At 38.3% G+C, this 26,494-nt stretch carries 20 protein-coding genes; 8 read left to right on the forward strand and 12 right to left on the reverse strand.

Translation table 11 applies throughout. The features are described 5' to 3' along the window. Nucleotides 1–150: 150 nt before the first annotated feature. Both HXT34_RS02935 and HXT34_RS02940 read left to right on the forward strand, forming a co-directional pair. A complete protein-coding gene (locus HXT34_RS02935; protein WP_415686879.1) occupies nt 151–2,814 on the forward strand; it encodes a DNA gyrase/topoisomerase IV subunit A in 2,664 nt (887 codons plus the stop codon). 113 nt (nt 2,815–2,927) lie between these two features. Then, the gene (locus tag HXT34_RS02940) at nt 2,928–4,733 is read left to right on the forward strand and encodes a PASTA domain-containing protein (RefSeq protein ID WP_415689700.1); all 1,806 of its coding nucleotides are present in this window, start codon (nt 2,928–2,930) and stop codon (nt 4,731–4,733) included. Nucleotides 4,734–4,935: 202 nt separating this feature from the next. On the opposite strand, the gene HXT34_RS02945 is transcribed toward HXT34_RS02940, so the two are convergent. Beyond that, a complete protein-coding gene (locus HXT34_RS02945; protein ID WP_421784344.1) occupies nt 4,936–7,044 on the reverse strand; it encodes an LPXTG cell wall anchor domain-containing protein in 2,109 nt (702 codons plus the stop codon). Continuing rightward, complete coding sequence (locus tag HXT34_RS02950; RefSeq protein ID WP_415683004.1) at nt 6,995–7,186, reverse strand: primosome assembly protein PriA; 192 nt, start codon at nt 7,184–7,186, stop codon at nt 6,995–6,997. Before HXT34_RS02950 ends, HXT34_RS02945 begins: the two co-directional genes overlap by 50 nt. 311 nt (nt 7,187–7,497) lie before the next feature. Here HXT34_RS02950 and HXT34_RS02955 point away from each other — a divergent pair, with 311 nt between their 5' ends. Both HXT34_RS02955 and HXT34_RS02960 read left to right on the forward strand, forming a co-directional pair. Then, complete coding sequence (locus tag HXT34_RS02955) at nt 7,498–8,466, forward strand: Abi family protein (RefSeq protein WP_415683003.1); 969 nt, start codon at nt 7,498–7,500, stop codon at nt 8,464–8,466. Between the two features lie 351 nt (nt 8,467–8,817). Beyond that, nucleotides 8,818–9,825, forward strand: coding sequence for a hypothetical protein (locus HXT34_RS02960; RefSeq protein WP_421784345.1), 1,008 nt, complete (start codon nt 8,818–8,820; stop codon nt 9,823–9,825). A gap of 230 nt (nt 9,826–10,055) precedes the next feature. Here the strand turns inward: HXT34_RS02960 and HXT34_RS02965 are convergent, their stop codons facing one another. From HXT34_RS02965 to HXT34_RS02980, 4 genes are read right to left on the reverse strand one after another with little or no spacing between them, the layout of a single operon-like run. Beyond that, complete coding sequence (locus HXT34_RS02965; RefSeq protein WP_415683001.1) at nt 10,056–10,325, reverse strand: DUF3791 domain-containing protein; 270 nt, start codon at nt 10,323–10,325, stop codon at nt 10,056–10,058. A 6-nt stretch (nt 10,326–10,331) separates the two neighbouring features. Further along, nucleotides 10,332–10,826 (reverse strand): DUF3990 domain-containing protein, encoded by a 495-nt coding sequence (locus tag HXT34_RS02970; protein ID WP_415683000.1) that lies wholly within the window; start codon nt 10,824–10,826, stop codon nt 10,332–10,334. Further along, nucleotides 10,823–11,065: a DUF3791 domain-containing protein gene (locus HXT34_RS02975; RefSeq protein ID WP_419399290.1), complete on the reverse strand. Its 243-nt coding sequence runs from the start codon at nt 11,063–11,065 to the stop codon at nt 10,823–10,825. The genes HXT34_RS02970 and HXT34_RS02975 overlap by 4 nt, the downstream gene beginning before the upstream one ends. After that, nucleotides 11,058–11,240, reverse strand: a complete 183-nt coding sequence (locus HXT34_RS02980) for a hypothetical protein (RefSeq protein WP_421784346.1) — start codon at nt 11,238–11,240, stop codon at nt 11,058–11,060. The genes HXT34_RS02975 and HXT34_RS02980 overlap by 8 nt, the downstream gene beginning before the upstream one ends. Before the next feature lie 305 nt (nt 11,241–11,545). On the opposite strand from HXT34_RS02980, the gene HXT34_RS02985 reads away from it, so the two are divergent. Together HXT34_RS02985 and HXT34_RS02990 are read left to right on the forward strand one after the other, a co-directional pair. Beyond that, nucleotides 11,546–11,953, forward strand: a complete 408-nt coding sequence (locus tag HXT34_RS02985; RefSeq protein WP_421784347.1) for a hypothetical protein — start codon at nt 11,546–11,548, stop codon at nt 11,951–11,953. A 59-nt stretch (nt 11,954–12,012) separates the two neighbouring features. Continuing rightward, nucleotides 12,013–13,122 carry a type II TA system antitoxin MqsA family protein gene (locus HXT34_RS02990; protein WP_421784348.1) on the forward strand — a complete coding sequence of 370 codons (1,110 nt, stop codon included), beginning with the start codon at nt 12,013–12,015 and terminating at the stop codon, nt 13,120–13,122. 87 nt (nt 13,123–13,209) lie between these two features. On the opposite strand, the gene HXT34_RS02995 is transcribed toward HXT34_RS02990, so the two are convergent. From HXT34_RS02995 to HXT34_RS03015, 5 genes are all read right to left on the reverse strand, one after another. Beyond that, complete coding sequence (locus HXT34_RS02995) at nt 13,210–15,441, reverse strand: InlB B-repeat-containing protein (protein ID WP_421784349.1); 2,232 nt, start codon at nt 15,439–15,441, stop codon at nt 13,210–13,212. 161 nt (nt 15,442–15,602) lie between these two features. Beyond that, nucleotides 15,603–16,790, reverse strand: a complete 1,188-nt coding sequence (locus HXT34_RS03000) for an MFS transporter (RefSeq protein ID WP_421784350.1) — start codon at nt 16,788–16,790, stop codon at nt 15,603–15,605. Between the two features lie 78 nt (nt 16,791–16,868). Continuing rightward, on the reverse strand, nt 16,869–19,274 hold the full coding sequence (locus HXT34_RS03005; RefSeq protein WP_415683888.1) for a DNA gyrase/topoisomerase IV subunit B: 2,406 nt from the start codon (nt 19,272–19,274) through the stop codon (nt 16,869–16,871). A 106-nt stretch (nt 19,275–19,380) separates the two neighbouring features. Then, nucleotides 19,381–20,850, reverse strand: coding sequence for an RNA polymerase sigma factor (locus HXT34_RS03010; protein WP_421784351.1), 1,470 nt, complete (start codon nt 20,848–20,850; stop codon nt 19,381–19,383). A 130-nt stretch (nt 20,851–20,980) separates the two neighbouring features. Further along, nucleotides 20,981–21,847, reverse strand: a complete 867-nt coding sequence (locus HXT34_RS03015) for a hypothetical protein (protein WP_421784352.1) — start codon at nt 21,845–21,847, stop codon at nt 20,981–20,983. A 195-nt stretch (nt 21,848–22,042) separates the two neighbouring features. Between HXT34_RS03015 and HXT34_RS03020 the strand changes: the two genes are divergently transcribed. Then, a complete protein-coding gene (locus HXT34_RS03020; protein ID WP_421784353.1) occupies nt 22,043–23,149 on the forward strand; it encodes a polyprenyl synthetase family protein in 1,107 nt (368 codons plus the stop codon). A 97-nt stretch (nt 23,150–23,246) separates the two neighbouring features. Then, a complete protein-coding gene (locus HXT34_RS03025) occupies nt 23,247–25,637 on the forward strand; it encodes a protein kinase domain-containing protein (RefSeq protein ID WP_421784354.1) in 2,391 nt (796 codons plus the stop codon). 123 nt (nt 25,638–25,760) lie between these two features. On the opposite strand, the gene HXT34_RS03030 is transcribed toward HXT34_RS03025, so the two are convergent. Then, a complete protein-coding gene (locus HXT34_RS03030) occupies nt 25,761–26,468 on the reverse strand; it encodes a lysophospholipid acyltransferase family protein (protein ID WP_415683883.1) in 708 nt (235 codons plus the stop codon). Between the last annotated feature and the right edge of the window lie 26 nt (nt 26,469–26,494).

The raw sequence follows: 26,494 nt of genomic DNA on the forward strand, positions 1-26,494 counted from the left end.
AACCACTTATATTGCATTGAACAAAACGCGAATAACAAATATTTATATAAATAACTAGTCAAATTGCTGAAAAATTCAGCAAAAACATGCTGTTTGTGCATATAAATTGCTAAGATTGATAGCCGTAATGTCATTCAAGGAGTTCTAAATATGCCCTCACGCCATCACTCAACACAGCAAGCTTTCGACCCAAGAAAAGTTAAAGAGCATATTGTTGAAACACCATTGAATGAAGAAATGAGCAAATCCTTCTTGGAATATGCTTATTCAGTTATTTATGCTCGAGCTTTACCGGACGCACGAGACGGAATGAAACCAGTGCAGCGACGCATTGTGTATCAAATGGGCAATATGAATTTGAGTCCTGATCATGCTTATATGAAATCAGCGCGCGTTGTTGGTGAAGTAATGGGTAAACTTCATCCTCACGGTGATTCTGCAATCTATGAGGCAATGGTTCGCCTAGCTCAACCATTTTCACTACGCTTGCCACTTGTTGACGGACACGGTAATTTTGGCTCTCTTGACGACGGTCCAGCAGCTTCTCGATACACCGAAGCGCGTTTAGCTCCTGCATCACTAGGTATGAACGCGGATATCAACGAAGACACAGTTGATTTCGTGCCAAATTACGACAATAAACTAAAAGAACCTACTGTGCTTCCTGCAGCTATTCCAAATCTTTTAGTAAATGGCGCTTCTGGAATTGCTGTAGGCATGGCAACAAATATGGCGACGCATAATCTAGGCGAAGTAGTTGCTGCAGCAAAATATGTTATGAAACATCCTGACGCAACCCTAGATGATCTTATGAAACTAGTTCCAGGACCTGACTGGCCTAGCGGAGGAATTATCATTGGTCGAAGTGGCATTCGCGAAGCTTACGCAACAGGTCGCGGAGCATTCACTACAAGATCTACAACACATATAGAAAATATTACTGCTCGCAAAAAAGCTATTATTGTTACAGAACTTCCGTTTATGGTTGGCCCAGAGCGCGTTTTGGAAAGAATTTCTCAAGGAGTTAAATCAAGAAAATTAGACGGTATTTCAGGTGCTATTGATTTAACAGATCGACATAACGGAACTCGCATTGTTATTGAGATTAAGACAGGCTTTGATCCTAACGCTGTGCTTGCTCAACTTTTTAAGCACACTCCTTTGCAAGAGAGCTTTACTATTAACAATGTTGCACTTGTTGACGGCAGACCTCACACAATGGGCTTGAGAGAGCTATTAGACGTTTGGATTTCTCACCGCAGAACAGTAGTACGCAGACGCAGTGAATTTAGGCGCAAAAAAGCTCAAGAACGCTTACATTTGGTTGACGGCTTGCTTCTTGCACTTCTTGATATTGATGAAGTAATTCAGGTTATTCGTTCATCTGAGGATGCAGATAGTGCAAAAACTAAGTTAATTAAAGTATTTGATCTTGACGAAATTCAAGCACAGTACATTCTTGACTTGCGTCTTCGCAGACTTACTAAAATGAGCCGAATAGAGCTCGAAGCTGAACGCGACGATTTGCTCAAAAAAATTGAAGAACTGAATCAAATATTAAGTTCTGAAGCGAAGCTTGACCACGTAGTAATAGCAGATATGGATTCTGCAGTTAAACAATGGGATACTCCGCGCAGAACAATTTTGCTTGACGAAAATGAAGATGGTAGTTTTACTCCAGTAGCCTCCAGCATAAATAAAAACAGTGAGGATATTGCGATTAAAGCGGTTCAATCAGCAAATAAAATTACTTCAACTCAAGCAGATTTGGCTGCTGCAGCTAATGCAGCTCGTAAAACCGGAGAAGCTGACGCATCTTCTGTTGCAATGCAATTAAGTGACGAACCTTGTGCAGTAGCATTAAGCACTTCCGGGTTAATTGCCAGAACAAGCACTGAAGTGTTAGAACATTGGAATTCACACAATAACAACGTATTTAACACTCCTTGTAAAACAATGTTTGAAACAACAACGCGTTCAACTTATGCTCTTGTTACTTCATCTGGTCGACTAGTTCTAGCTCATGTCGCAGATTTGCCACAACTTAACTACGAAGAAGGAAAACCTGCACTACTGAGCCACGGAGTAAAAGCACAAGAACTGCTAACTTCCACACAAAGCACGGATCCAGTAAGAGGAGAACATGTAGTTTCAGCAATAGCATTTAATGCCTCACAAGACGCTACTCCACTTGCAATCGGCACGAGAAACGGTGTAGTTAAAAGATGGAATTTTGAAGCTCCAACTACCATGGATTCATGGAGCATAATTGATTTGAAAGATGACGACACCGTTATTGCAGCAGCTCCAGCAAAAGACAACGACAGACTTGTGTTCATTAGTAATGATTCGTCATTACTTACTTTTGACGCTAAACAAGTTAGACCTCAAGGACGCACAGCAGGCGGAATGGCAGGCATTCGTTTAGCAGAAGGAGCTAAAGTTGCAACCTTCGCAGTAGTGCCAGAAAAATCAATAGAGTGGCATTACGAAGAAGGTGAAAATGGTTTATTCTCCGCTTCTGGAACAGTTGTATTCACCGTTGCTGGAGACAGTGAAGCTCTTCCTGGAACCGAAAACGGTTCTGCAAAGATTACTCCATTTGACATGTACCCAACAAAAGGTCGCGCAACTGGCGGCGTGCGCTCGCAAAGATTCCTTAAAGGTCAAGATACGTTGATACACGCGTATGTTGGATACTATCCATTGCAAGCAGTTACGGAAGGTGGAAGCAATGTTGAGCTACCTAAGCCAGATATGCGTAGGGACGCTTCTGGAACTGAACTCGTTTCACCAATTGCACATATTGGATAGGATTACAAACAATTTCTAGAAAATTACTAACAATTAGTAATTGATAAGAGAATAGATAATATAAAACTAAAGCTATTAAAAACTAGATAAGTTTTTAAAGAGAAAGGGAAAATATGTTATTTTGCACTAATTGCGGCAGTAGCATGTTAGACGACGCAAAGTTTTGCGAACAATGCGGTACTCCTAACGAAAATTACACAAAGCAATCTGAGGAGCAAGCTAAAGAACAAGTCAATGAGCAAGCTAACGAACAAGAAATAAATCAAGTAGAGCAACAGACACACGTGCAAGAGTTGCAAGAAGAAACTAATGAAGATAATAAAAATCATAAGAAAAAAGGTGCATTCATATCAATTATTTGCGCAATAATCGTTCTAGCTATAGTTGCGACCGCTGGAACAATTTATTACATAACGCAAGTACAGCCAAATTCAGGTATGGTCACAGTGCCAGCAATTAAAGATACAAATGCTCAAGCTGCTGCAACGAATTTACGCTCGAAAGGTTTTAAAGTACAAATTGTTAGGGAACTTAATAAACGCAAAAAAGGTTCCTTTGTTTCATTAAAGGGCATTAAGCCAGGTAGTAAGGTTAAAAATTCCACAAAAATAACAGTTGTGGAATCTCTTGGTCCAGGTATGCCAAAAAACGTTATGGGAAAGACTGTAAACGAAATTACTGACGAAGTAAAAGAAATGGGCTTAAAAGTAGAAGTTCATAAAGTTCCTGCAACTTCAAAGCCTGGTACTGTTGTAGCAACTTACCCAACTCCTGGACATGCTTTTGTTCCTGCTTACGAAGGTGACAATATGCATATTGCTGTTGCTACCCCTATTGCTAGTGAAGACTATGGGAAAGTTGTGCCTGCAGACATATTAGGAAAAGATACGAATACTGCAAAGAATATGCTTAAGAAAGCTGGCATAACTAACTATAAATTAGAACCAAGATTCTCTTCGAAAGATTTCGTTGGCAAGATTACAGGCTCCTACCCTAATTTAGGCGACTTGTATGCCATGAACACTGGCGACATTACAGTGTATTACGGTGTTGATGCAAGTAAAACAAAAGAAGTATTAACTAAAAAAGAGCATTTGGGCGGAATGGAAAATGCTGATGTTCGCGTAACAAAAGGCCTTTCACCAATTGCAGGAGTTTGGTGCAAGAAAGGCGGCGATTGTCTGTACTTCAATGAAGCACCATCGTTTGTTGAAGGTGAATCTACAGTTGTATTAGGAACACGCATTGGCGATTTAATGCATGATGGAACGTCACCTATGATGATAAGTGATGAAAATTATCTTAGTATGAATAACTATTCGCAAGATACATCGGGACTTATTCTGTACGATAAAAAATTACCTGCGTATGACATGATGAAAAATCATTTGCTTTCCGGCGATACTGGCGCAGTAGAATTCTACAAAGGGTTAGATTTGCCATCTTGCGGAAACAATATATTCCCACCATCGACAGGTTCGCGAGTTTGTGTGCATGGTAAAGATATAAACGCAGAAGACAACCCTGAAGAATTTGATGATCAAGGAATGTACACTGGTTCTTCCAAAGATGCTAATACAGGATTAACTTACAAAATGCATGATTTCTTTGTGCTTGTTCCTGTAAATACAAAATTTGATGAACTTGAAAAAAGCGGATACTTTAAAGGCAAAGGCAAAAATAAGCCTGATTTTAGCCGACCATTCATTATGCGAAGGGATTCAAAGCTGTACGATAAAACACAAGTAGCTATTCCTGATGGAGTTACTGGACCCGATTATCCAACTAGCCCGTTTGTTCCGACGAAAAAGAGCAAGACAGTGCCTTTCGCGCCAGCTCCGGATGACAGCAACGTTTACTACAAGCTTGAAGAACCTATTAACTGGTCATTGTTTGATATTATAAAAACCTTTAATTAGTGCTTTTAGCTGCAGTATTTGGCAATTTAGTCGGCTTGCTGCAAAATCGTGCTAAATAATTGTTCTACTGTTTTTTCGTGGTTCTCGTAGTTTTCGCGAGAACCACGATTTTTATGCAAATCATGATTCTTTATGTCATGTTTGTTTGATTTTCACAAGACTCATTAAACAATAACAAAGTTAAATGCAAAACTTAACTAATCTACTTGTTATGCCTACGTTTTGTTAAGGCTAGACCTGCGAAAAGCGAGGCAATTGCGGAAGCGAGAACTGGTGTTATGGTTGAGCCAGTTTGTGGAAGATGCTTAACAACTCGCTCAGCTTCTGGTTGCTCCGGTTGAGCAGGAGCTGGAGCAAACTCAGGTTCTGCTTCTGGTTCAGGCTCAGTCTCAGGAATTGGAGTTGGCATTGGTTCAGACTCAGTCTCAGGAATTGGCGGCGTTGGTTTCTTTTTCAACACAAAAGTAACAGATTCCTGAACCGCAACATCACCAGTTTGAAGTCCAATATTAATATCTGCACTGCTATTAGAAGACTGATTTGTTGATTCAACAACCCACTCATACCCATCTGGCGCTTTAACATTTGGTTTTACAGTATAATGTCCTGGCAGCAAATACACGACACCCTTAGATAAATAACCAGTAGGCAAAGAACCAGTAGAGCTCTGTATGAAATGAGTATCTTGAGACTTCATCATTGCAACTAAATCATCTTTACTACTTGCAACAATATCACCACTTGCAGCAGCAAATTGATCACCAATTTGAGCATTCTTAGAATTTAAAAGCCCATACGTTGCACCTGATTCAAACGTTCCATCAATTTTCTTATATTTCACAACCAGCTGCGTAGGAATTACTCTAAAAGTCACATAATAATGCTTTGTTGTTACTTGATTATCATCCGTATCTCGAACAATACCATAATCGTAGTTGCCAAAATCACCTGTATTATCCGCAGTAAATTCTCCCCCTTTAGGAGTATCAATATCATTACTGTAATAAATATAACCAGGGATATTAGTATTTTTAAGCTCTTCCATAGTTGGGCGCTTAATAGAATCTTTCTTGGGATCTCCTTCGTAGCTTAGGAGAGGCGTATACATATTTCTGACAACCTGATTATTACCAAACCTCACTCCGGCAATATTTTTAATCTCAGACAAGTCAGATAAATCCAACTTGGTAAACGGTTTAGTAGAGAACCTATCAGTTTCACCAGAACTGCGTTGAGAAAGTTCACCATTCCCTTCAATGTTTGCTACTTTGCGATATTGCAAATCATCAACAAAATGGAATTGCGCGCCACATTCTGGTATAAAAGCAATATATCCGAAAGCTCCAGATGAGTCTTCATGATTAAATCCTTCATAACCCAAAATAGCTTCATTAGCGTTGTTGCCCTCCATAACAACATGGATAAACGTTTGGTTTTTTCTCATATAAACTTTAATATTCGTCTTATCAGCCAAATTGGATCCAACAAGCTTCCCATTTACCTCAAGCTTGTATGGAATCTTACCGTCAGGAGCTTTATTAAGGTCAAGATTTACTGATCCATCTGGATTTTTTAGCTCACGGGATGATCTATATGAATAAAATTGACCATCACCGGTATATACACTTTCTTTATCAACACGCGGTAAAAATATGAAAATATCAATTCTTCCAAGCCTGCCACTATACGTATTAATAAATCCATCAATACTTTTAGTATCACCAGATGCTTGACCATTCTCTACAGAAAACTTCTTTCCATAAGCCGTATAAAAAATCTTTTGAATAAAAGACAGAGGTCTAACAGATTTCGTTTTATCCTGCAGCTCTTTTACTTCAGCCGGTGTAATTACATTAGGGAACGGATTTGTTACATCCTTATCATTACTAAAATCGTATATGCCTTCTTTATTAGGCTTAACTTCGCTTTTCTTATCGTCATTATTTGTAGAGTCTGCTGCCGCTTTATCATCTTTTGCTGCAGGATTTTCGTTTACAGAACCAGTTGCACCTTTGACATCTTTGTCTTCTTCATCGCCGTTTGCTTTTTTATCTTCTGATACTTCTTTTGTAGATTTAGCTGACTTGTATACAGCTACTTTGCTTTTCTTTACATCAGCCGAATCGTTTGCAGAACTATTATCTTTGACATTATTATTTACAGCATCATTCTTATGAATATTAGCATTATTAGAATTTATATTATTTTTCGAAGTATCAACATTCTGAAAGTTAGCATCATCCTTTGCTTTATCAGGATTTTTAGCGAAAGGATACCCCCCCCCCGTCAGAAAATCCCGGATTCGCAACATTAGAGTTAGCATTCACAACAGCATCAGCCGCACTTGTAACATTTTCGGCAGCATTCGCACTCTGTGCAACGCAAAAAGCGCAAGCAGCTGTAGCAATACTCATCATCGTCGTCGACAATACAAGCACAGTTCTCTTATTCATTTTTCCCTCGTAAAATAAACAAATTTAAAAAAACTTACAAAATAAAAACCACACAGCTGCAATCTCATCCTAAGAATGCAACCACACAAACTAATATACCATAATTCAATATAATGTATATACAAAATTATGAAAACTTACACTTAATCGCGCACGCAAACACTTTCACGCTCGAGTTAGGCAAGTTCGAAGCAAACGCACATGCATAAAAGTAATCAAAACACATAGTAAGAAATCTGCTTACAAAACGACCAACCGTAATACCAGTCTCTTGATGTATGATTTCTAGTAGTGTTAGAAGGAGGGGATTTATGCTAACAATTTATGAGTTGATGGAATACTTAAAGAATACGCATCACATTGATATTGATCCAAAATCACAATTGCAATCTTTGCGCAATATTGGTTATTATCATGGCTTCAAGGGGTATAGGTTTGTGCGCGAAGATGCTAATCGTATCAGGTTCTCTTCTTTCGATGAGGTCGTTGCATTAAATGATTTTGACATGAGATTAAAAACGATTTTATATCCTGCTGTTATGTTCATTGAAAATGCGTTGAAAAGCTACGTGATAGAAGCGTTATTAAATGATTGTAAGTCTGAAAATTTCGATGATATTTACAATAAGTCGTTAACGGCTTACAAATCGCATAAATCAGGTTCTAGCGCATATAAAAATGCTTATATTAGAAGAATGAATCTTAAGGGCAGAATAAATTCAGCACTAATAAGAGATTACAGTAAAAGAAGCGTTGTTGCACATTTTTTTGATAATGATAAATCTATACCGGTGTGGGCAATATTTGAGACTTTAACTTTAGGCGAATTTGGAATGTTGTATGAGTGTGCGAACATTAAGGTTAAAAAATGTGTTTCAACTATTATGAGTTTGCCGACTAATTTAGATTCAGATGGCATGATTACGAGATTTCTTATTTATGCTATTAAGGATTTGAGGAATGCTATAGCTCATAATAATGTTATTTTTGATACTCGATTTAAAACTGGAAAAGTAGATAATAGGTTATCAATACTTCTTAAAACTGAAATGAAAATTGATAATATTGATTTTAAATACATGGATGCTTATGTTACTATTATTACTTATTTTCTTAGTAAAATGGGCGCACCTGAGAAAATGCGTAAGGATTTTGTTGAACAGTATGATAGCGAAACAGAACGTTTGAGAAAAAAGCTGCCTGTGAACATATGTAGTAAGATACTTGGAACTCAGCATAAGTCTAATATGAAATTACTTAAGTGTTTTATGAAAAAATAGTAAAATTCGTTGCACAATTTTACTTGTATGATAGCATTGTAATTGAATTGCGGTGGACGTCTTCGGACTAAACCTGGAAGAATCTGATGCGTCGGGTTCTTCTTTTTTCTTTTATGGGGTTATAAGTTGTAAGACTTATGACCCCAAATATTTCATCTTATGATTCTTACTAATCACTGCCAACCATTTATAGGGTAAGCGGCTACAAAAAGCGCATTTACAAATACCAGATGATAAAAGCGCTCAAATAATACCCCCCCCCCCAATATTATTGAATCGTTTATATGCGAGAGACAATACACGTGACATATAACTAGAACATCGCGTTAATTTGAGCAGAAGGACACAAATATGGAAAATAACAACCTACCTAACAATAAGCAGGCAGAAGATTTGGATAAAATGCTTGCTGGCACTACTGAAGACAGTGCAGACTATGATACTACGCAAATCGTAGAAGGCGCGGATAAATCCGCTAAAACACGCAATACTCGCATTATTGCAGGCTGCATTATTGGTGTGATCCTGCTAGCCTTGCTGGGCGGTCTGATTTGGTGGTATCAAGCCTCTAATAAGCCGCAATTTAGCAATGCTCAACGCAACGCATCTACACAAAACATGTCAAAAAAGAAAGCTGACGAGAAAAACAATAAAGCTCGCGAATTGGCTGATTTTTACCGAACTAACGGCAAAATTGACATTCAACCATATTATTTTAAGCCACGTAACGAAATGACCGCTGACAATAAGGCTGATGCTCTAAAACGAGCAAAATTAGCCTTCGATGAAAGCTTAAAAGCTACATTCCCTAGTAAAAACGCGTATTTGACTCAAGATTATGTAGCTGGCACGATTTATGACGATTATCAGCGTCTTTTAAACCCTATTTACGGCGGCTGGGATGATTTTTATAAGAAAGACGCTCTTAATCATAAAGATATGAATAATATCTTTAATAAAAGCGGCCTAAACGAAATATTCGATAACTGGCTTAAAGACGACTATCATATAGCCGAAATACTAGATACTTTTAGTAGTCGTGCAACAACAGACGAAGCGGCTACTAAAAAAGATGCTAAAAAGTTTGTCGATGAAGGATTAACAAAATACGTGCATTGGTATTTAAGGATTCCTGTCCGTCAAATAACCGGTCAGATTAAGTGCAAATATAATATTCAAAACACTGACAATGATAGCATTACATGCGAAGCTCCTATACATCATATTGCCGCCACGAAAGATAAGAAACATAAGGATTCTACTTATGACTTTAATCTAAGACTTCACTATAGAGTAAACCATGACCAATCAGTAAGCAATCGTCGTATTCTAATTGTTGGTTATGCCACAACAAATTAAATAAAAAAAAATATTCAAAAAATAGCGTTTTTTGAGCCAGCCCTCGATAGATATTAGTTGAGAATACTATTCGCATCTATCAAAAGGCTGGCTTTTTTATGAAAAAACGAAAAATAATACCCCATGCTTTTCCTAAGGCTTTAGCAAAAAGCGGTATTGTAAGGGTGCAAAATTATAACAAAATCATGTATCGATTTTGGAACAATCGAAGTCGTAAGCGTTATCAACAATTATTGAACGCTTTTCAAGCTCGCATCCGAAATTACTTCAGGACATGAATTATCATAATCTTTAGATTCATGTATCTCGTCAAGCAAATCTTGCACCAAATATCCGTCACTCATGCAATGCATATCCGAAATACCGTTGCGCATTAAATCGTAAGTAACTGAATGATAAAACACGTCAAGCGCCTGCTCATAGCTCAACCCAGCACGCTCAGCTAAAAGACTTACAACTCTCGCATACTTCTTTTGCAACAAAACAGGATTCGCCTTCAAAATCCATCACTCCCCTAAAAACTTGCCACTTACACACTCGCTTTTTACGTATGTAAGACACAAATCAATAGCTTTTTGACTTCTAAAACAAATTTGGTTATTAGGCTTTTCATACTTTAGCCTACCCAAAGCTTCAGCTTTAGTAATAAGATTATCAAAAAACAATTCAAGAGTGTTATAAACTTTATCGTTCGCAACACCGCCAATTACCACGTCAAAACTACTTGAGTCATTCCCGGAACGAGCATTAAGTATGAAATTAAGCCATTCTTCAGAATATGAATCAAACTTAAGCACAGATAATTTATTAAGCGCATCCTCATAAAAATCATAAGAAGAAACAAAAGCATCTTTGCCCTTGCGAATAAATTTCTTCGCCCAATTATCAGCCTGACTGCGTATTGAAGTAGTGTAAAAACCTGCACCGAAATCAACATCTTTACGCGAATGCAATATGTCCGGAAATTCAACAGGCATAAAAGAACCATGATAAACAATCATACTTCCACACCTTTTTCTCGCATGAAAGAAATAATATCGTTTGTAATATACTCTTTTCCTTGAGTATGCAAAACATCATATGACGGAACAATATAAGACATAAGAATATTACTTTTCTTAGTCAAAGCATCATACGTATCACGAGGGTTTTGATTAAGCTTCTTAGCAACATTTTCAATACAAAATATTGCAAAATCAAGCTTATCTTTGTCAAAGCTCGCTTGTTTATTATCAATCATCGTCAAGATCTTTCAAAAACTCATCAAATGAACTGTATGTTTTCACATTAGGATTAGATTTAAGTTGTTCAGCTTCTTCAAACGCAGCAAGCGTATCAGCATTAGGAATATGATATTTCTTGCAAAGGTCACAATCTGTTGTAGATAGATCAGAAATAGCATCTAAATCAGGCATACAACCCTCCTACTGCAAATATCTGTTACCAGGAAAGACAAAATCAGCAACAATAAAAATGATACAATATCCAACAGTATAAGCAATACTGTAAGTAACTAAATGAGTTCAACGACTTATCTAGACTAAATAAAAGTTTCCAATTTACATTTTTGCATATCATCTAAAGCATAAAAACAAGCCAATACATTAATAAGTCTAATGAATTTTATTTTAGAACGAATGTGCAATTATTTATGCATCAATAGATGCATTTTTCTTGATAAAAACTCTTATTTTTTGTATCATAATTATGGAGGTGGTATATGAACAAGAACTATAATCAGAATTACACAAAAGAAGAAATTTCAGCAATACTTGCAAAGATAAAAGACTGCATAAAAAATGACCGCTTTACCATCTCATTAAACGAAAATCGTCAAGAAAACATAAACTTCATTCGAGAATACAACATACGATCAAATATTCAGAAAAATATACTTCTCAACATTGAAGTAGAAGATTTTTGTCATTCGTTAAAAAACAAAAAAAGAGGCTATGAGTATGAAACGCTTTACGTATTCGCGCCACGAGTAAAACTATCACATGTAGGTAAATGTGAGATGGTAAACATTTACACGAAGTTTAATATCATTACTATTTCTCAGCAAAATAGAACAGTTGTTATTTCATTTCATAAAGCAAATAAACAGATAGATTATTTATTTAAATAATCTAATAAACAACTCAAAAAAAAATAATAAATCTGCTAATTTTCAATAAAAGGCTCATAATGAAAGATAATAAAACATTTTGCGAAGAGTGCAGGGATGAAGTTGAGTACTCAACAAAATCCATTCCAATGACTGCATCTATTAAAGGAAAACAATATTCCTACACTGGCACAGAAGCACACTGCAAAGAATGCGGTTCTGCCGTATATGTACCCGAAATTATTGACGCAAATCTTCGAGCATTGTATGACGTGTATCGTAAAGAAAACAATATTATTCCACTTGACGAAATCAAGAAAATCCCTGCTAAATACTCAATAGGTAAACGTCCACTTTCGCTGCTACTTGGTTGGGGCGAGCAAACATTTTCTAGGTTTGCAGACGGAGACATCCCCTCAAAACAGTATTCTGACATTTTGCAACACATTTATAACGATCCGGAATATTACTTGCAATTATTAATCAGCAATAAGAATAATCTGAAATCCTCACTTAGCTACGAAAAAAGCTACAAGGCAACTCAAAAACTATTGCTTAAGTCCAACAATTCTTCAAGCAATAACGACTCTATTAACACAAATTCAAGCAACAAAATAAACGATGTAATACAATACTTGCTCGTAAAATGCGAAGACATTACTCCCCTTGCTTTGCAAAAATCATTGTACTACATACAAGGTTTTTACTTTGCATTCTATAAATCGTTCTTATTTACCGATGATTGTCAAGCATGGGTTCATGGACCTGTGTATAAAGACGTCTATTTGCGCTATAAAGACTACACTTTTACACCAATCGATTCGCCGACAACAGAAATATCAGGAATTAAATCATCAGAAAAATTAGCTGATTATAAACACGCTCAAAAAAGTGACCTCACGAGACTTACAGCAGAACTAACAACTACACTATCTGCTACTGAAAAAGCAGTATGCGATAGTGTTATTGAAAATCTTTGCTGCTACAGCGGTAAAGAACTTGAACGATTCACACACACTGAAAAACCGTGGGTTCTAACACGAGGAGATCTGGACGAAAACGAATCATCAAATAAAATAATCAGCAAAAACATTATTGGTGATTATTTTAGCGAAATAAAAACAAAATTTAACATGATAAATCCCAACGACATTAGCCAGTACGCACAATACATGTTTTCAAGCAAGTAACACTATAAATAAGAATTTTCCCCTGCTGATATGAACACAACAGGGGAAAATTACTAACAATTGTGCAAAATATTCACAGCACAAAGTCTAGTTTCTGCGCTTGCGCGTTGCAGCAAATGATTCAGCAAGACCGGCAAGACCAGCGAAAAGCGAGACAATTGCGGAAGCGAAAATTGTGGTTGTGGTTGAGCCGGTTTGAGGAAGATGCTTGGCAGAATGCTTAGCTTCAGGATGTTTTTGCTGTTTCGGTTGCTCCGGTTGATCAGGTTGATCAGGAGCTGGCGATGGCTCAAGTTCCTGCTCTGGCTCAGGCTCAGGAACCGGTGTTGGCTCTGGCTCTGGTGGGGTCGGTGGCGTTGGCTTCTTAGTCACAGTTACTGTGGCAGATGCTGTTGCAGTAGCGCCACCATTATCCGTCACACTAAACGTAATCTTATAGGAGCCAACTTTAGTATTATCAAAACCACCATCATCAGTTAGCTTTACTTTACTGGTTATATCCCCATCTTCAGGATCCTGAGCAGACACAACAAGTGTCTTTAGATCAAGCTGCTCGCCTTCAGTGATCGTTTTATCTTGCAATTTAAGAATTGGAACCTGATTTAAAACAACAGCATTCAAATCATAAATAGCATAAACTGTCATATCGCTATCTACTTTAGTGCCAGCAAGAAACTCTGAGCCTTTACCATCAGAAGAAGTATTCCACATCATGAAAGAATACCCATACTTCGAAGGTTTAGTAGGCATAGACTGAGCACTAATAGACTCACCAGCTTGCACTTTTACTTTCGCATACTCACTTCCCTCGTTTATAAAAGTAACTGTATGACCAGCTTCTTTTATCCACTTCGGGAACACAACGAAAGTGTGATTTGTAGAGCAATACTGTGTACCGAGTTTACTACCAAACGTATTAACGCCCTTGCTGTCTCTAATTACAGCAAAAAAATATGGATAATCAATAAATGGCTTAGTACCAAAATCCCAATACGCAACGGTTGTACTCTTAATAATCTTTTTATCATCATCATCCATGCGATCATATGACGTGTATGGATAACCATTCGACTTTTGCGCAACATAGAACTGCCAACCAACAAACTTGTAACCCACTTTTGTAGGATTAGTTGTCGGGAATTGAATAGCATTATCTTTTACTCGAATACGCTCAAAAATATTGTCACTGTTATATTTGAACTGCCAATCGCCATCAGATTGATACTCTTTATTAGCGTTTTGAGGCTGTGAATACGAGAAACACTTACTAGCTACATTCTCATCTTTGGCATAAACAATTTCCAATACATTTAGACGAAAATACTTGTTTTGAGACTTTTTATCAGACCCTTTAGATGGGGTCCAAGTAAAGTATGTGGCATCGGGATCAAAAGCTTCGCCTTCATTAGTAGAAACATTATTGTACGTCACGTAATATGGGCTTGGAACTGTGCTGTTTACCACTGACACTATGTATGTATGGCTTGAATCATAACTACCCAAGCTTTTTGTTGCATATGTGGCAGTCTTAGGATCATAGGTGCCAGCAGTCGTTGCTACTACCTTGTTATCGGTTATATCTTTTATCTGAAACTGAATTTTCTTAAACGCGTCCTTTACGTCTTGTCTACTTGAGTCTAGCTTAGAGCCAAAGTCCCAACTCTTAAAATTCAATTGGCCAAAATCGCTATTTTCTGTAACAAACGCGTTTTTGTTATCGTCGTTCATGGTTTCCCAGCAAAGACTTACTTTAAGCTCGGTTTTTTCTTGCTGTTGTTGGTGATTAGGATTTGGCTTACCACTAGCAAAAAGCGCTTGATTAAAAATCGTTGGTGAAACTGAGTTTTCACTAACTTTAGACTTTGAATCAATATTTGATTCATCTTTTGTATCAGTATTTACAGCAGAATCTACATTAGATTTAGCAGTAGTCTTAACGACAGTGTTTACATTAGTCTTTGTATCAAGCTTTGAATCAGACTTGACATCAAGCTTTGCATCAGACTTTACATCGCTCTTAGCTTCAAGCTTGGATTCAGTTTTTGTATTAGAATTTGGTTTCGAATTCGTTTCAGGCCTTACATTATCTTTATCAGAAGGATCAGAAGACTTTATTCTATTTGTCTCAGAAGAATTGGTTTCTTGAGAAGAAATATTTTCAATTGGGGGGGGGGTAGTGACTTTTGCAGTAGAAACACCCGAAATAGTAGAAGTGGAAACCTCAGCAGCACTCGCACTCTGCGCAACGCAAAAAGCGCAAGCAGCTGTAGCAATACTCATCATCGTCGTCGACAATACAAGCACAGTTCTCTTATTCATTTTTCCCTCTTATAAAATAAACAAATTTAAAAAACTTATAAAAATCACACAGCTGCAATCTCATCCTAAGAATGCAACCTCACTAACCAGTATACCATAATTCAATATAATGTATATACAAAATTATGAAAGCTTACACTTAATCGCGCACGCAAATGCTTTCACACACGAGTTGCGCAAGTTCGAAGCAAACGCACATGCATAAAAGTCATTACAGCGAGAAGAATAAGCAAATAAGCTGGAAGCAGGATCATGGAAACATTCTGCGCAATTATTCCAAAAATAGCAGGCATTACCATAGATCCAATATATGCGCTTGCCATTTGCATTCCAACAATCGCTTGAGACTTATCAGCACCAAAATAATGCGGAGTTGAATGAATAATACATGGGTAAACTGGAGCGCATCCTAGTCCAATAATTACAAATCCTGCAATAAGCTCAATATGATTCGGCAAAGGCAGCAACAATACTAAAATGCCAACAAGCATCACGCACTGACCAATACGAATCATTGTTGCATCGTTAAAACACATAGTAAGAAATCCGCTTACAAAACGGCCAACCGTAATGCCAACATAAAACAAGCTTGCCCAACCGGCTGCAACAACGCTACTAACTCCCCCATGCAAAACCATGTAACTACTAGCCCATAATCCTGCAGTTTGTTCTAAAGCACAATAGCAAAAGAACATAATAAGAATATTTTTCGCTCCTGGAATGCGCAAAACTTCCTTATAAGATAGCATCCCAGAAGATTGTTTCTTTACCTCAGTAAGATTATGCGGCTCTGCCTTTTTATTATTATTTTTCCACAGCGGCAAACTTATGAATAACACAAGAGTGAGAGCAATTTGTATAACAGCAATATACTGGTAGCCTGCAGACCAACGCTGACCGTGAGAAAGTGCGAAACCCATAACGTAAGGGCCTGCTGAAGCTCCAATTCCCCACATGCAATGAAGCCAGCTCATATGCCAGCTTTCATAATGCACTGCAACGTAATTATTAAGAGCCGCGTCCACTCCTCCAGCACCCAAACCGTATGGTATAGCTAGAAAAACAAGCACAAGATAATTCGGAGCAAAAGAAAAACCTAGTAACGCTAAAGCTGTTAAAGCAACTGAAATAAGCGTAACCTTACCCGGACCAAACTTATGCGTAAGCCTATTAGATAGCAGCGCAGAAACAATTGTTCCTGCAGAAATAACCATTGATATTCCACCAGCCCAAGAAATTTGCGCACCAACATCATGACTCATCGTAGGCCACGCAGCTCCAAGAAGAGCATCCGGCAAACCCAAGCTTATAAAAGCAAGATAAATAACAGCAAGAAGAAGGTTAATCATAAAAATTCCCTAACCTCAGTACTTCATATTTCTAACGCAAACACGCCATCATAAAGCAATGCAAACAACATTCCGATATCAGGTATCGATTTTGGAACGATCGAAGTCGTCTGCGTTATCAACAATGAACTGCTTGCGCGGAGGAACATCATCGCCCATCAGCAAATCGAATACTTCACTCGCTTGCTGAGCATCTTCCATACGAATCCTTCGAAGCATACGGGTTCTAGGATCCATGGTTGTGTCTGCAAGCTGATCTGCGTCCATCTCGCCCAAGCCCTTGTAGCGCTGAATATCGCTGTTAAAATCAATGCCCTTAGCTTGCAAATCGTTGAGCTTTCCAGCCAATTCGTCGTCTGAGTAAGTATAAATATACTCGCCCTTGTGCTTTCCAGCGAGCGCAATCCTGTGAAGAGGCGGCACTGCAGCATAAACATGGCCGTGCTCAATAAGCGGACGCATATAACGATAGAACAGCGTTAGCAGCAAAATACGAATATGCGCGCCGTCAACATCTGCATCAGTCATCATAACAATCTTGTTATAACGTGCTTGTGAAATATCAAAACTTGCGCCCGATCCTGCTCCAACAACTTGAATAATTGCAGCGCACTCTTTGTTGGAAAGCATTTGTGCAAGACTTGCTTTTTGCACGTTCAAAATCTTACCGCGAATTGGAAGAAGCGCTTGGAAAGCAGAATTTCGAGCAGCTTTTGCAGTACCAAGTGCAGAATCACCCTCGACGATGAAAAGTTCTGCAACATCGTCGTTTCCAGGCTGGCAGTCAGAAAGTTTCGGCGGCATTGAAGCAGACTCAAGAGCATTCTTTCTGCGCGTAACTTCCTTAGTTTTACGCGCCTGAATACGCGCATGCATTTCGGAAACGATTTTTTCCAAAACCCTAGCAGACTGCTCTTTGAATCCTCTCTTAGAACCGGTAATCATCTCACCGAATTGAGCATCAGTCATTTTAGTAACGATTGGCTTAACTTGAGCGGTTCCAAGAACATCCTTAGTTTGACCTTGGAATTGAGGCTCAGCAATGCGAACAGTTACGACTGCTACCAATCCTGCTGTAATATCATCGCGCTCAATTTTCGTATTCGAATCTTTAAGATTTACTTTTAGTTTGCGCGCGTTGTCTTCAACAGCTTTACGAATTTGCTTAGTCAATCCTTGCAAGAATCCGTCTACGTGCATACCTCCGCCAGGAGTTTCAACAACGTTTACGAAACTAATAATCGTTGAATCGTAGCCGTTTACCCAACGCATTGCAATGTCAACGCCGCATTTTCGCGTCACTTGTTGAGCGTGTAAATCTCCAGCAGAATCAACAGCTTGCGTTTCTTCTACATACGTATCTTCGCCAGAAATACGCCAAATATCCGATACTGCTTCACCTTTTGAAAGAAAATCAACGAAATCTTTAACGCCACCATTATGCAAAAATTCAACTACTCGAGGATGATGCTTATTTTGCATTGAGTTAGCAGACTGAGCATTTGCAACAGATTGTGCAACTGATTCTTCAGATTCAGCATCTTCAGTCTCATCTTCAGTCTCATTTTCAGTCGCGATATTTTCAGTCTTATCTTCAGAATCATCTTCATCTTCTAATGTTGTTTCAGATTCTAATTCTTCAAATTCAGACGCAGAGTCATCAGTATTATCAGACTTGTTTTCAAGAAGATTATCTTCTGCAACATTATCTTCTATAGCATTGTCTTCTGGAGAATCAATTTCTTCAATATTTGCAGATTCACCTTCAGGAACATGCTCATCAATAACAGTAATTTTTAAGCCAGGAACCAAAAAACTTGTTTGACGAACGCGAGCAATAAGCTGCTCATAGCTGAAATGTGCAGTTGAGTTAAAAATTTCTGGATCCGCCCAGTAGCGTACACGAGTTCCGGTAGTTTTTGGCGAAACAGTGCCAATAATTTCAAGCTCAGTAGGCTTATTTTTGCGCGTGCGCTTAAACGGAGAAGCAGGAGATGGATGCTCTGGATCTGCATCAGAATAAACACCAGGATGTCCCTGATGGAACGCCATATGATGCGTTTTGCCATCTCTATCAACTTCAACATCTAAACGCAAGCTTAAAGCGTTTACAACAGAAGAGCCAACGCCATGTAAACCGCCTGCAGCGTTATAAGAAGCGTTACCAAACTTTGCTCCAGCATGAAGCTTAGTTAAAACAACTTCAACACCAGTGAGCTTTGTTTTTGGCTCAACATCTACTGGAATACCACGACCGTTATCTGCAACTTCAATAGATCCATCGTCGTGAAGAGTAACAACAATATGGTCGCAAGCTCCAGCTAAAGCTTCGTCAACTGCGTTGTCAATAATCTCCCAAAGGCAATGCATTAAACCTTGACTATCAGTAGTGCCAATATACATGCCTGGACGCTTACGAACTGCGTCTAAGCCTTCAAGCACAGTCAAGCTATCAGCATCATACTGCTCTTTATGAGAGACCACTTCTACCCCTTGCACTTATTAAATGTACAACCGATTATTTTAAGCAATAAGTGTCGTATTATCGCAAAAGCAACAATACGACACTTTAGAATATAACTTCACACAATCACTGATCTAAGAAGTCACGCAAAGTTTGCGATCTAGAAGGATGACGCAGCTTAGACATTGTTTTAGACTCAATTTGACGAATACGTTCACGAGTAACACCGTAAACGCGACCAATATCGTCTAAAGTCTTTGGCTGACCATCTTCCAAGCCATAGCGCATCTTAATAACTCCAGCCTCTCTAGGAGCCAAAGTTTCCAAAACTTGCCTAAACTGTTCTTGAAGGAGTGAGAATGCAACAGCATCAGACGGTGCGATTGCATCAGTATCTTCAATCAAATCGCCGAACTCAGAATCGCCATCCTCACCCAAAGGAGTGTGCAAAGAAATTGGCTCACGACCATACTTCTGTACTTCTTGCACCTTTTCTACTGGCATATCAAGCTCGCGAGCAAGCTCATCTGGCGTAGGTTCGCGACCTAAATCTTGAAGCATTTGACGCTGAACCCTAGAAAGCTTATTAATAACTTCAACCATATGCACTGGAACTCGAATAGTACGAGCTTGATCTGCCATAGCACGCGTAATAGCCTGGCGAATCCACCAAGTTGCGTAGGTTGAGAACTTAAAGCCCTTCTTCCAGTCGAACTTTTCAACTGCACGAATCAAACCGAGATTACCTTCCTGAATTAAATCAAGGAAAAGCATGCCTCGACCGGTATAACGCTTAGCAAGAGAAACAACAAGACGCAAGTTTGCTTCAAGAAGATGATCTTTAGCTTTCTTACCATCTGCTGCAGCCCACTTAAGCTCACGCTTACGCTTAAACTCCATTTGATCAATTTGAGTATCAAGCAAATGCTGAGCATACAATCCAGCTTCAATACGCTCTGACAAATCAACTTCTTGCTCAGCGTTAAGCAAGCTCACGCGACCAATCTGCTTTAAATAATCCTTAACAGGATCTGCAGTAGCGCCTGTAGCAATTACACGACGCTTAGGATTACCAGACGGAGTTAGATTATCGTCATCGTCATCATCACGTACAACAAACGCGCCTTTTGCTTGTGGCACTTGCGGAGCGTCATGCTTAATTTCGTCGTGATCATCAATTTCATCAAGATCTTCAGACTCTTCATCATCAAGATCATCTGCAACGTCAATATCGCTTAAATCGTCAACATCAGATATATCTTCTGGCTGAATATCGTCTAAATCATCAAGATTCAAATGTTCATCATCAACATCAAGATGTGGATCGTCATCTAAAGGATCGTCAATAGATAATTGATCTTGAGATTCAATATCTACGCTATCCTCAGTTTCGTCATGTTCAGCATCAGACGATACTGATTCAGTATCAATCTTGTTGTCTTCAGTTTTCTTTGAGCGAGAACTGCGCGTCTTGCTATCAGCTGACGAAGTTCGAGTACTGGTTTTACGCGCAGCGCTAGCCTTGCGAGTTTTTACAGGCTTAGTATTATCTTGCATTTCGTCGCTGTCGACCGTTGATCCAACTTCACTCGTCAAACTGTTCCTCCTGTATTATCCCCTTGTAACGCATATAGGCATAGTTCATGCAAGGGCAAGTTTTACCTTAAGTAGTAAACCATTTAAGCAAGACGATTATTCCCCAACTAATTTTTTGCGGCGTGGCGAATTATTCAATCCATGCTGGCTCAAGACCATTTTCGAATGCTCCACACACTATTTTTGCCATAGAACAATCAGGATCAATGCGCAATGCACAATCGCAATAATACTTTACTTCTCCTAGCCTAAACCACCAGCTGATATAAGCTAATAAAGCGTAAACTTGAACAGATAATTTTGGAATGCTTCTAGTAATAATAGCCATAGATTTTAAAATTTTGCACGCGAAAATAGCTCTCTTTATATCAGGCTTATTATTTGTTTGAGTGAATTTTGCTTCTAAACAATGCCGCAAATTACGAGATACTTCAGGAGTGTGAGGACACCAAGCAAATTCCGACAAAGTTTTTTCGTCATACCATTCTTGATTTTCATCCAGAATAGAAATAAGCATTGCATCACGAACATTAATATTATGCAACATTGCTATTGGCAAGTTTACTAGATCATATCCAAAAATTCTTTCATCGTAAGCAAACATGTTGTACCATCGCATAAGTGCTCTGCTTGCAATATCTCTAATAGCGTATTGCTTGCCATTTCGATCAACATTTTCTATAAAAGCTTCCGAAACTGCCGGAACCCAATATTCTAATCCTTTAATCCATTGCGCACTATCACTACAGTTGTTGTAAATATATTCCTTAGAAAAAGTCATAAAAAAGCTGCACTCTTTGGAAGGATATATATTCCCATTAATATCTGAAATTTCTCTTCCAGCAAAACTTTCAAAATCTTCTGAACCTGCAAAATCTAAACAACCATTAAAAGAATTAGCGCTTTCACCATAAATTTGCATAAGACTTTGCATATCAAAGTCATCCATACAATTATGCGATATCTTTGTTTTCAAATCATCCTCTACAATTTCCATGCATACTCCCCCTCATTTTTTACATGATTTTTTATTTTGATAATCAAACTATGCAATAGCATTTTTTGATATATTGAAGTTTCTCAAGATATAAGTCAGCATTCAATAAAAAACTATTTCCGCGGTGAAAAGCTTATTAAAGCATAATAATAACTGCGTTTTGTAATGTTCAGACCTGTGGATAACTTTCATAATATGAGCACATTTATAGACAACAATTACAGTCTTAACGATATTGAATCTAGAATTGCTTTTCTAATTTCTCAGCAATTTAATACGGAACTAGAAAATAATCTTTCATCCACATGTGCGCAAACACTACAGCAAGTAATAAAGCAAGCTATTGTTTCAAGCGAAGGCGGAAAACGTCTTAGAGCTCTTCTTACGATTTCAGCATTTTACGCTGCATCAAAAGAAACCAATATTCAAAAAATCCATGAACAGTCTGTATTTGACATAGCTTGTGCTCTAGAAGTATTTCAAACAGCTGCATTAATTCATGATGATATTATTGACGAATCTTATTTGAGACGTGGAAAGCCTAGTGCGTATTGTGCATTAAGTAAAGCTTGCAATAATAAGCATATTGGCACAGGCTTAGGTTTAATGCTAGGAGATCTACTTGCCACAGAAAGTTTCGATATTGCAAGAAATTGTGCGAAGAATTTTACTTATGGCGAGGAATTGTTAGCAGCATTTGCATCTATGCAAAGAAACGTTGGTATTGGTCAAGTATTGGATTTGTCTATAGAAATGATGCAACTAGATAATCCAATACAACTTGCGGAATCATCTTTGAATGTTTTTAGATGGAAAACAGCTAGTTACACTACTGTAGCTCCATTAACTCTCGGCTTTCTTGCAGCAAACATGCAACCAAGTGAAGCATACAATCTTGCTAATTCTATTGGCGATTCGTTAGGTGTTGCTTTCCAAATTGCTGATGATTTGCTTGATATTGTTTCAGATAGCAAGATTACAGGTAAACCTATTGGCGGTGATATTAGAGAAGGCAAGCGTGCAGTTCTTCTTGCAGACGCTTTGCAATACGGAAACGATAGTGAAAGAGAAATACTATTAAAAGCTTACACGAGTAGTACTAGAAGTGAAGATGATGTAAATAAAATAATACAGATTTACTATGATTCTGGTGCTATTGAAAAATCAAAAAAGCGAATTGAGGATCTGTGGAATGATTCACAACAAGCAATCGAATCGAGTACATTGAGCGATAGTGGAAAAGCTATTTTGCATGAAATTAGCAAACGATTTATACCTGAAGCATGGCGTAATGTACAATAATATTTAGTAAATAACGCTCGAAATTAGCCTTCTTTACTATCTTGCTTGTACACTCGTAAGTAGTAAAAATGGTTTTACGCGTATAAGGATTGTGACAATGAATGAAGCTACGCAGGCGCAGCCAGGTATGCGCATTGAAAATCGCTATCGCATTGTGCGCAAAATAGCTCAGGGTGGCATGGCTACTGTGTATCAAGCAGAAGATGAACGCCTTGATAGACCTGTAGCAATTAAAATCATGCACACTCAACTTGCTCAAGGTGTGCATCGCCAGCAATTTATTGCTAGATTCCGCAGAGAAGCAACTTCTGCTGCAGCAATTGCAAATCCACATATTGTACAAGTTTATGATACAGGCGAATATGACGGGCTTGATTATCTTGTAATGGAATATGTTCATGGCGTTAATTTGCGTTATGAAATGAATATGCAAGGCACATTTAGTGTGCGAGATACGCTGCGTTTACTTGCAGAAACTTTGGATGGTCTCGCTTCTGCACACAACGCTGGAGTTGTGCATAGAGATATTAAGCCGGAAAATATTTTAATTAACGATCGAGGTCATGTTCAGATTACTGATTTCGGCTTAGCTAGAGCAATTTCGCAAGCAACATTATCTTCTACAGGATTGCTTCTTGGCACAGCAGCTTATCTTGCTCCTGAACTTATTGAGCATAATCTTGCAACTCCTCAAGGTGATTTGTATTCAGCAGGCATGATGGCTTGGGAAATGCTTGCAGGAAGAGTGCCTTTTACTGCAGATAATCCTGTTACGCTTGTTTTTAAGCATGTGCATGAAAACACTCCTTCAATTGCTACAGCTTGCCCTGGAATTAGCGAAAAAGTTGCACAATTCATAGCAAACTTAACTGCTCGCGACATGAACGAACGGCCTAAAGATGCAAGCGATGCATTAGCAAAATTACGCGCACTTTCTACACAATTAAAACCTGAAGATTGGCAATACAAAGCAGAAGAACCACAAGAGTTTTCAGAAGAAACAGACTTTTCTCCTATCAACAATTTGCGTGTTGCACCTGACGCAAATTATTCGGACAAATTGAATCCTAATAATAATTCAGATGCTACGCAAGCAATAAATGCTTCAGGCTCTGACTTTTCTGATAATTCCAACTCTTTATTGCAAAATGCTGCAGACGAAACTGTTGCAATACCTAGAGATAATTCTGTAAGTGAACTCGATTCACGCACGAATAATGATTTAAATAATTCTGAAGTCAATAATGTAGCAATAGACAATTCACTAGCGAAATCCGACAGTGCTTTCGATGCTAATAATCTTCAAAAAACACAAGCTATGCAATGGCATGCTACTAATGCAGAAGATGTGTCATACAATTCGCAAGATAATCCTTTAGAAGAATTTGACGATAGCAATATGCCAACAATTGCTATTAGCTCTCGCAATTTTAACAACAACTTAAATGCAACAAAACCGTTTGGCATGTCAAATAAGACAAAAAACTTAGCAAACAAGCCTAATCGTTCTTCTAAAAAGCGTGTTTTCCTTATTGCAGGTTTAAGCACAGCTGGAGTATTAGCAATTGCTGCTATTGGTGGTTTTTGGTATTTCTTAGGTCCTGGCAGTTATTGGACGCTGCCTAAGCCTGACGATCTTCAATGCAAAAATTATGCATCTTGCAAAATAACTGATGTAAATTGGCAACAATATGAGCACACGCTTAAAATTGCTGGAATTCCTTACAAAGTTTCAAAAGATTATAGTGACGATGTGCCAGAAGGAAAAGTAGTTTCAACAAATCCTGATGTCGTCGGCAGCCATATCCAAAAGCACAATAATAGCACTCTTAATGTTGTGATTTCGCGTGGAATTCGTAAGGCTACAATCCCGGATGATATTACAGATCCAAAAACTTACAATGGCAAAAATCCTTTGAAAACATTGCGTAAAGCAGGCTTTACTAATATTGTTCACGATAAGTCAGGAGACACGTATTCTATAGATATACCATCTGGCAGCTTAATTGATATTAACCCTAAACCTGGCACACGCATGAACCATAACGAAGAAGTAAGTGTTTTACTTTCTAAGGGACCTAAGCCTGTGCAAATGCCAGATATTGTTGGGAAAACAAAGAGTGAAGCTGATTCAGCTTTAACTGACGCTAAGCTGGATGTAAAGTACGAAGAAGAAAATAGCGATACTGTAGCAAAGGGTAAGATTATCCGCGCTTCCGTTGAAGCTGGTTCTGACTTACATTGGGGCGATAGTGTTAATGTTGTTGTTTCAAAAGGTCCAAAAACTGTTACATTGCCAAACGTTTGCGGAAAGAGCAGTGATGAAGCTAGAAGGATTATTGAAAATCTAGGTCTGAAAGTTCGTATTTCTGCTCCACTTGGTGATTTAATGCACGTAGTGCGCTTCCAATCCCCTGGAGCTGGAAGTGAAGTGCCATTGAAGGATTCTAATGGAAATCCTTCTGTTATTACTCTTACAGTAATATAAGCGTGTTTTAAGTATTATAAAAGCGGCGGAAGCTAAATAACTTTCGCCGCTTAAATATTTGAATATAAATAAAATTTAAATATCTAATAACGCTAAGTTAATAGCATTAGAATCAGCATTATATTATTTATTTTCGTTACTTTCTTCACGTTTTTGGCGCATACGTTCTTTTACGGTTTGAGCATATTCATCAACGTATTCTTGACCACTCATTTGCTGAATAGACTTAGTCACTTTATCTGTAATTTCGCGTAAACGCTCGTGAGTAATCTCGCTTTCGTTGCGAACACGCTCTACTTGAATAGGCTCGCCATAAATCGCCTTAGTCTTGCCTTTTGCTGGAATAACTTGACCATGCACTTGTAATTCTCTAGTTCCAATAATTGCAACAGGTATAATCGGGCAACCTGTTTCAAGAGCAAGACGTGCAGCACCAGTATGTCCACGATATAAACGACCGTCTGGGCTTCTTGTGCCTTCAATATGAATGCCAAAAAGCTGACCTTTTTCTAATATTTCACGAGCATGATTCAAAGCACCAAGCGATTTTGCACCTCCAGAACGATCTACAGGGAAAACGCCCACAGAAGTAAACCACCACTTCTTGAAACGACCCTTTAAACCTTTGCCTTCAAAATATTCTGCTTTACCCATAAAGTGAATCATACGAGGACAAGTCAATGGCAGAAGCGCGTCATCAATAACAGCAAGATGATTTGCAGCAATAATAGCTCCACCTTTTTTAGGAACATTTTTAACACCTTGCGCTGATGGATGAATCCTCATGCGGGCAATACCCCCAAGTCCCTTCACGAAGAACCAGTACAACATACCATATCCTTTCTTGCAAGTCCAAT

Source organism: Gardnerella sp. DNF00983 (assembly GCF_049244265.1).
In the GTDB taxonomy this organism is placed as follows: Bacteria; Actinomycetota; Actinomycetes; order Actinomycetales; family Bifidobacteriaceae; genus Bifidobacterium; species Bifidobacterium vaginale_J.

What these genes read in the sequence shown, in the direction of transcription:
- HXT34_RS02935 (WP_415686879.1), top strand. Translation starts at nt 151, where the DNA reads ATGCCCTCACGCCATCACTCAACACAGCAAGCTTTCGACCCAAGAAAA.
- HXT34_RS02940 (WP_415689700.1), top strand. Translation starts at nt 2,928, where the DNA reads ATGTTATTTTGCACTAATTGCGGCAGTAGCATGTTAGACGACGCAAAG.
- HXT34_RS02945 (WP_421784344.1), bottom strand. Translation starts at nt 7,044, where the DNA reads ATGTTGCGAATCCGGGATTTTCTGACGGGGGGGGGGTATCCTTTCGCT.
- HXT34_RS02950 (WP_415683004.1), bottom strand. Translation starts at nt 7,186, where the DNA reads ATGAATAAGAGAACTGTGCTTGTATTGTCGACGACGATGATGAGTATT.
- HXT34_RS02955 (WP_415683003.1), top strand. Translation starts at nt 7,498, where the DNA reads ATGCTAACAATTTATGAGTTGATGGAATACTTAAAGAATACGCATCAC.
- HXT34_RS02960 (WP_421784345.1), top strand. Translation starts at nt 8,818, where the DNA reads ATGGAAAATAACAACCTACCTAACAATAAGCAGGCAGAAGATTTGGAT.
- HXT34_RS02970 (WP_415683000.1), bottom strand. Translation starts at nt 10,826, where the DNA reads ATGATTGTTTATCATGGTTCTTTTATGCCTGTTGAATTTCCGGACATA.
- HXT34_RS02975 (WP_419399290.1), bottom strand. Translation starts at nt 11,065, where the DNA reads ATGATTGATAATAAACAAGCGAGCTTTGACAAAGATAAGCTTGATTTT.
- HXT34_RS02980 (WP_421784346.1), bottom strand. Translation starts at nt 11,240, where the DNA reads ATGCCTGATTTAGATGCTATTTCTGATCTATCTACAACAGATTGTGAC.
- HXT34_RS02985 (WP_421784347.1), top strand. Translation starts at nt 11,546, where the DNA reads ATGAACAAGAACTATAATCAGAATTACACAAAAGAAGAAATTTCAGCA.
- HXT34_RS02990 (WP_421784348.1), top strand. Translation starts at nt 12,013, where the DNA reads ATGAAAGATAATAAAACATTTTGCGAAGAGTGCAGGGATGAAGTTGAG.
- HXT34_RS02995 (WP_421784349.1), bottom strand. Translation starts at nt 15,441, where the DNA reads ATGAATAAGAGAACTGTGCTTGTATTGTCGACGACGATGATGAGTATT.
- HXT34_RS03000 (WP_421784350.1), bottom strand. Translation starts at nt 16,790, where the DNA reads ATGATTAACCTTCTTCTTGCTGTTATTTATCTTGCTTTTATAAGCTTG.
- HXT34_RS03015 (WP_421784352.1), bottom strand. Translation starts at nt 21,847, where the DNA reads ATGGAAATTGTAGAGGATGATTTGAAAACAAAGATATCGCATAATTGT.
- HXT34_RS03020 (WP_421784353.1), top strand. Translation starts at nt 22,043, where the DNA reads ATGAGCACATTTATAGACAACAATTACAGTCTTAACGATATTGAATCT.
- HXT34_RS03025 (WP_421784354.1), top strand. Translation starts at nt 23,247, where the DNA reads ATGAATGAAGCTACGCAGGCGCAGCCAGGTATGCGCATTGAAAATCGC.
- HXT34_RS03030 (WP_415683883.1), bottom strand. Translation starts at nt 26,468, where the DNA reads ATGTTGTACTGGTTCTTCGTGAAGGGACTTGGGGGTATTGCCCGCATG.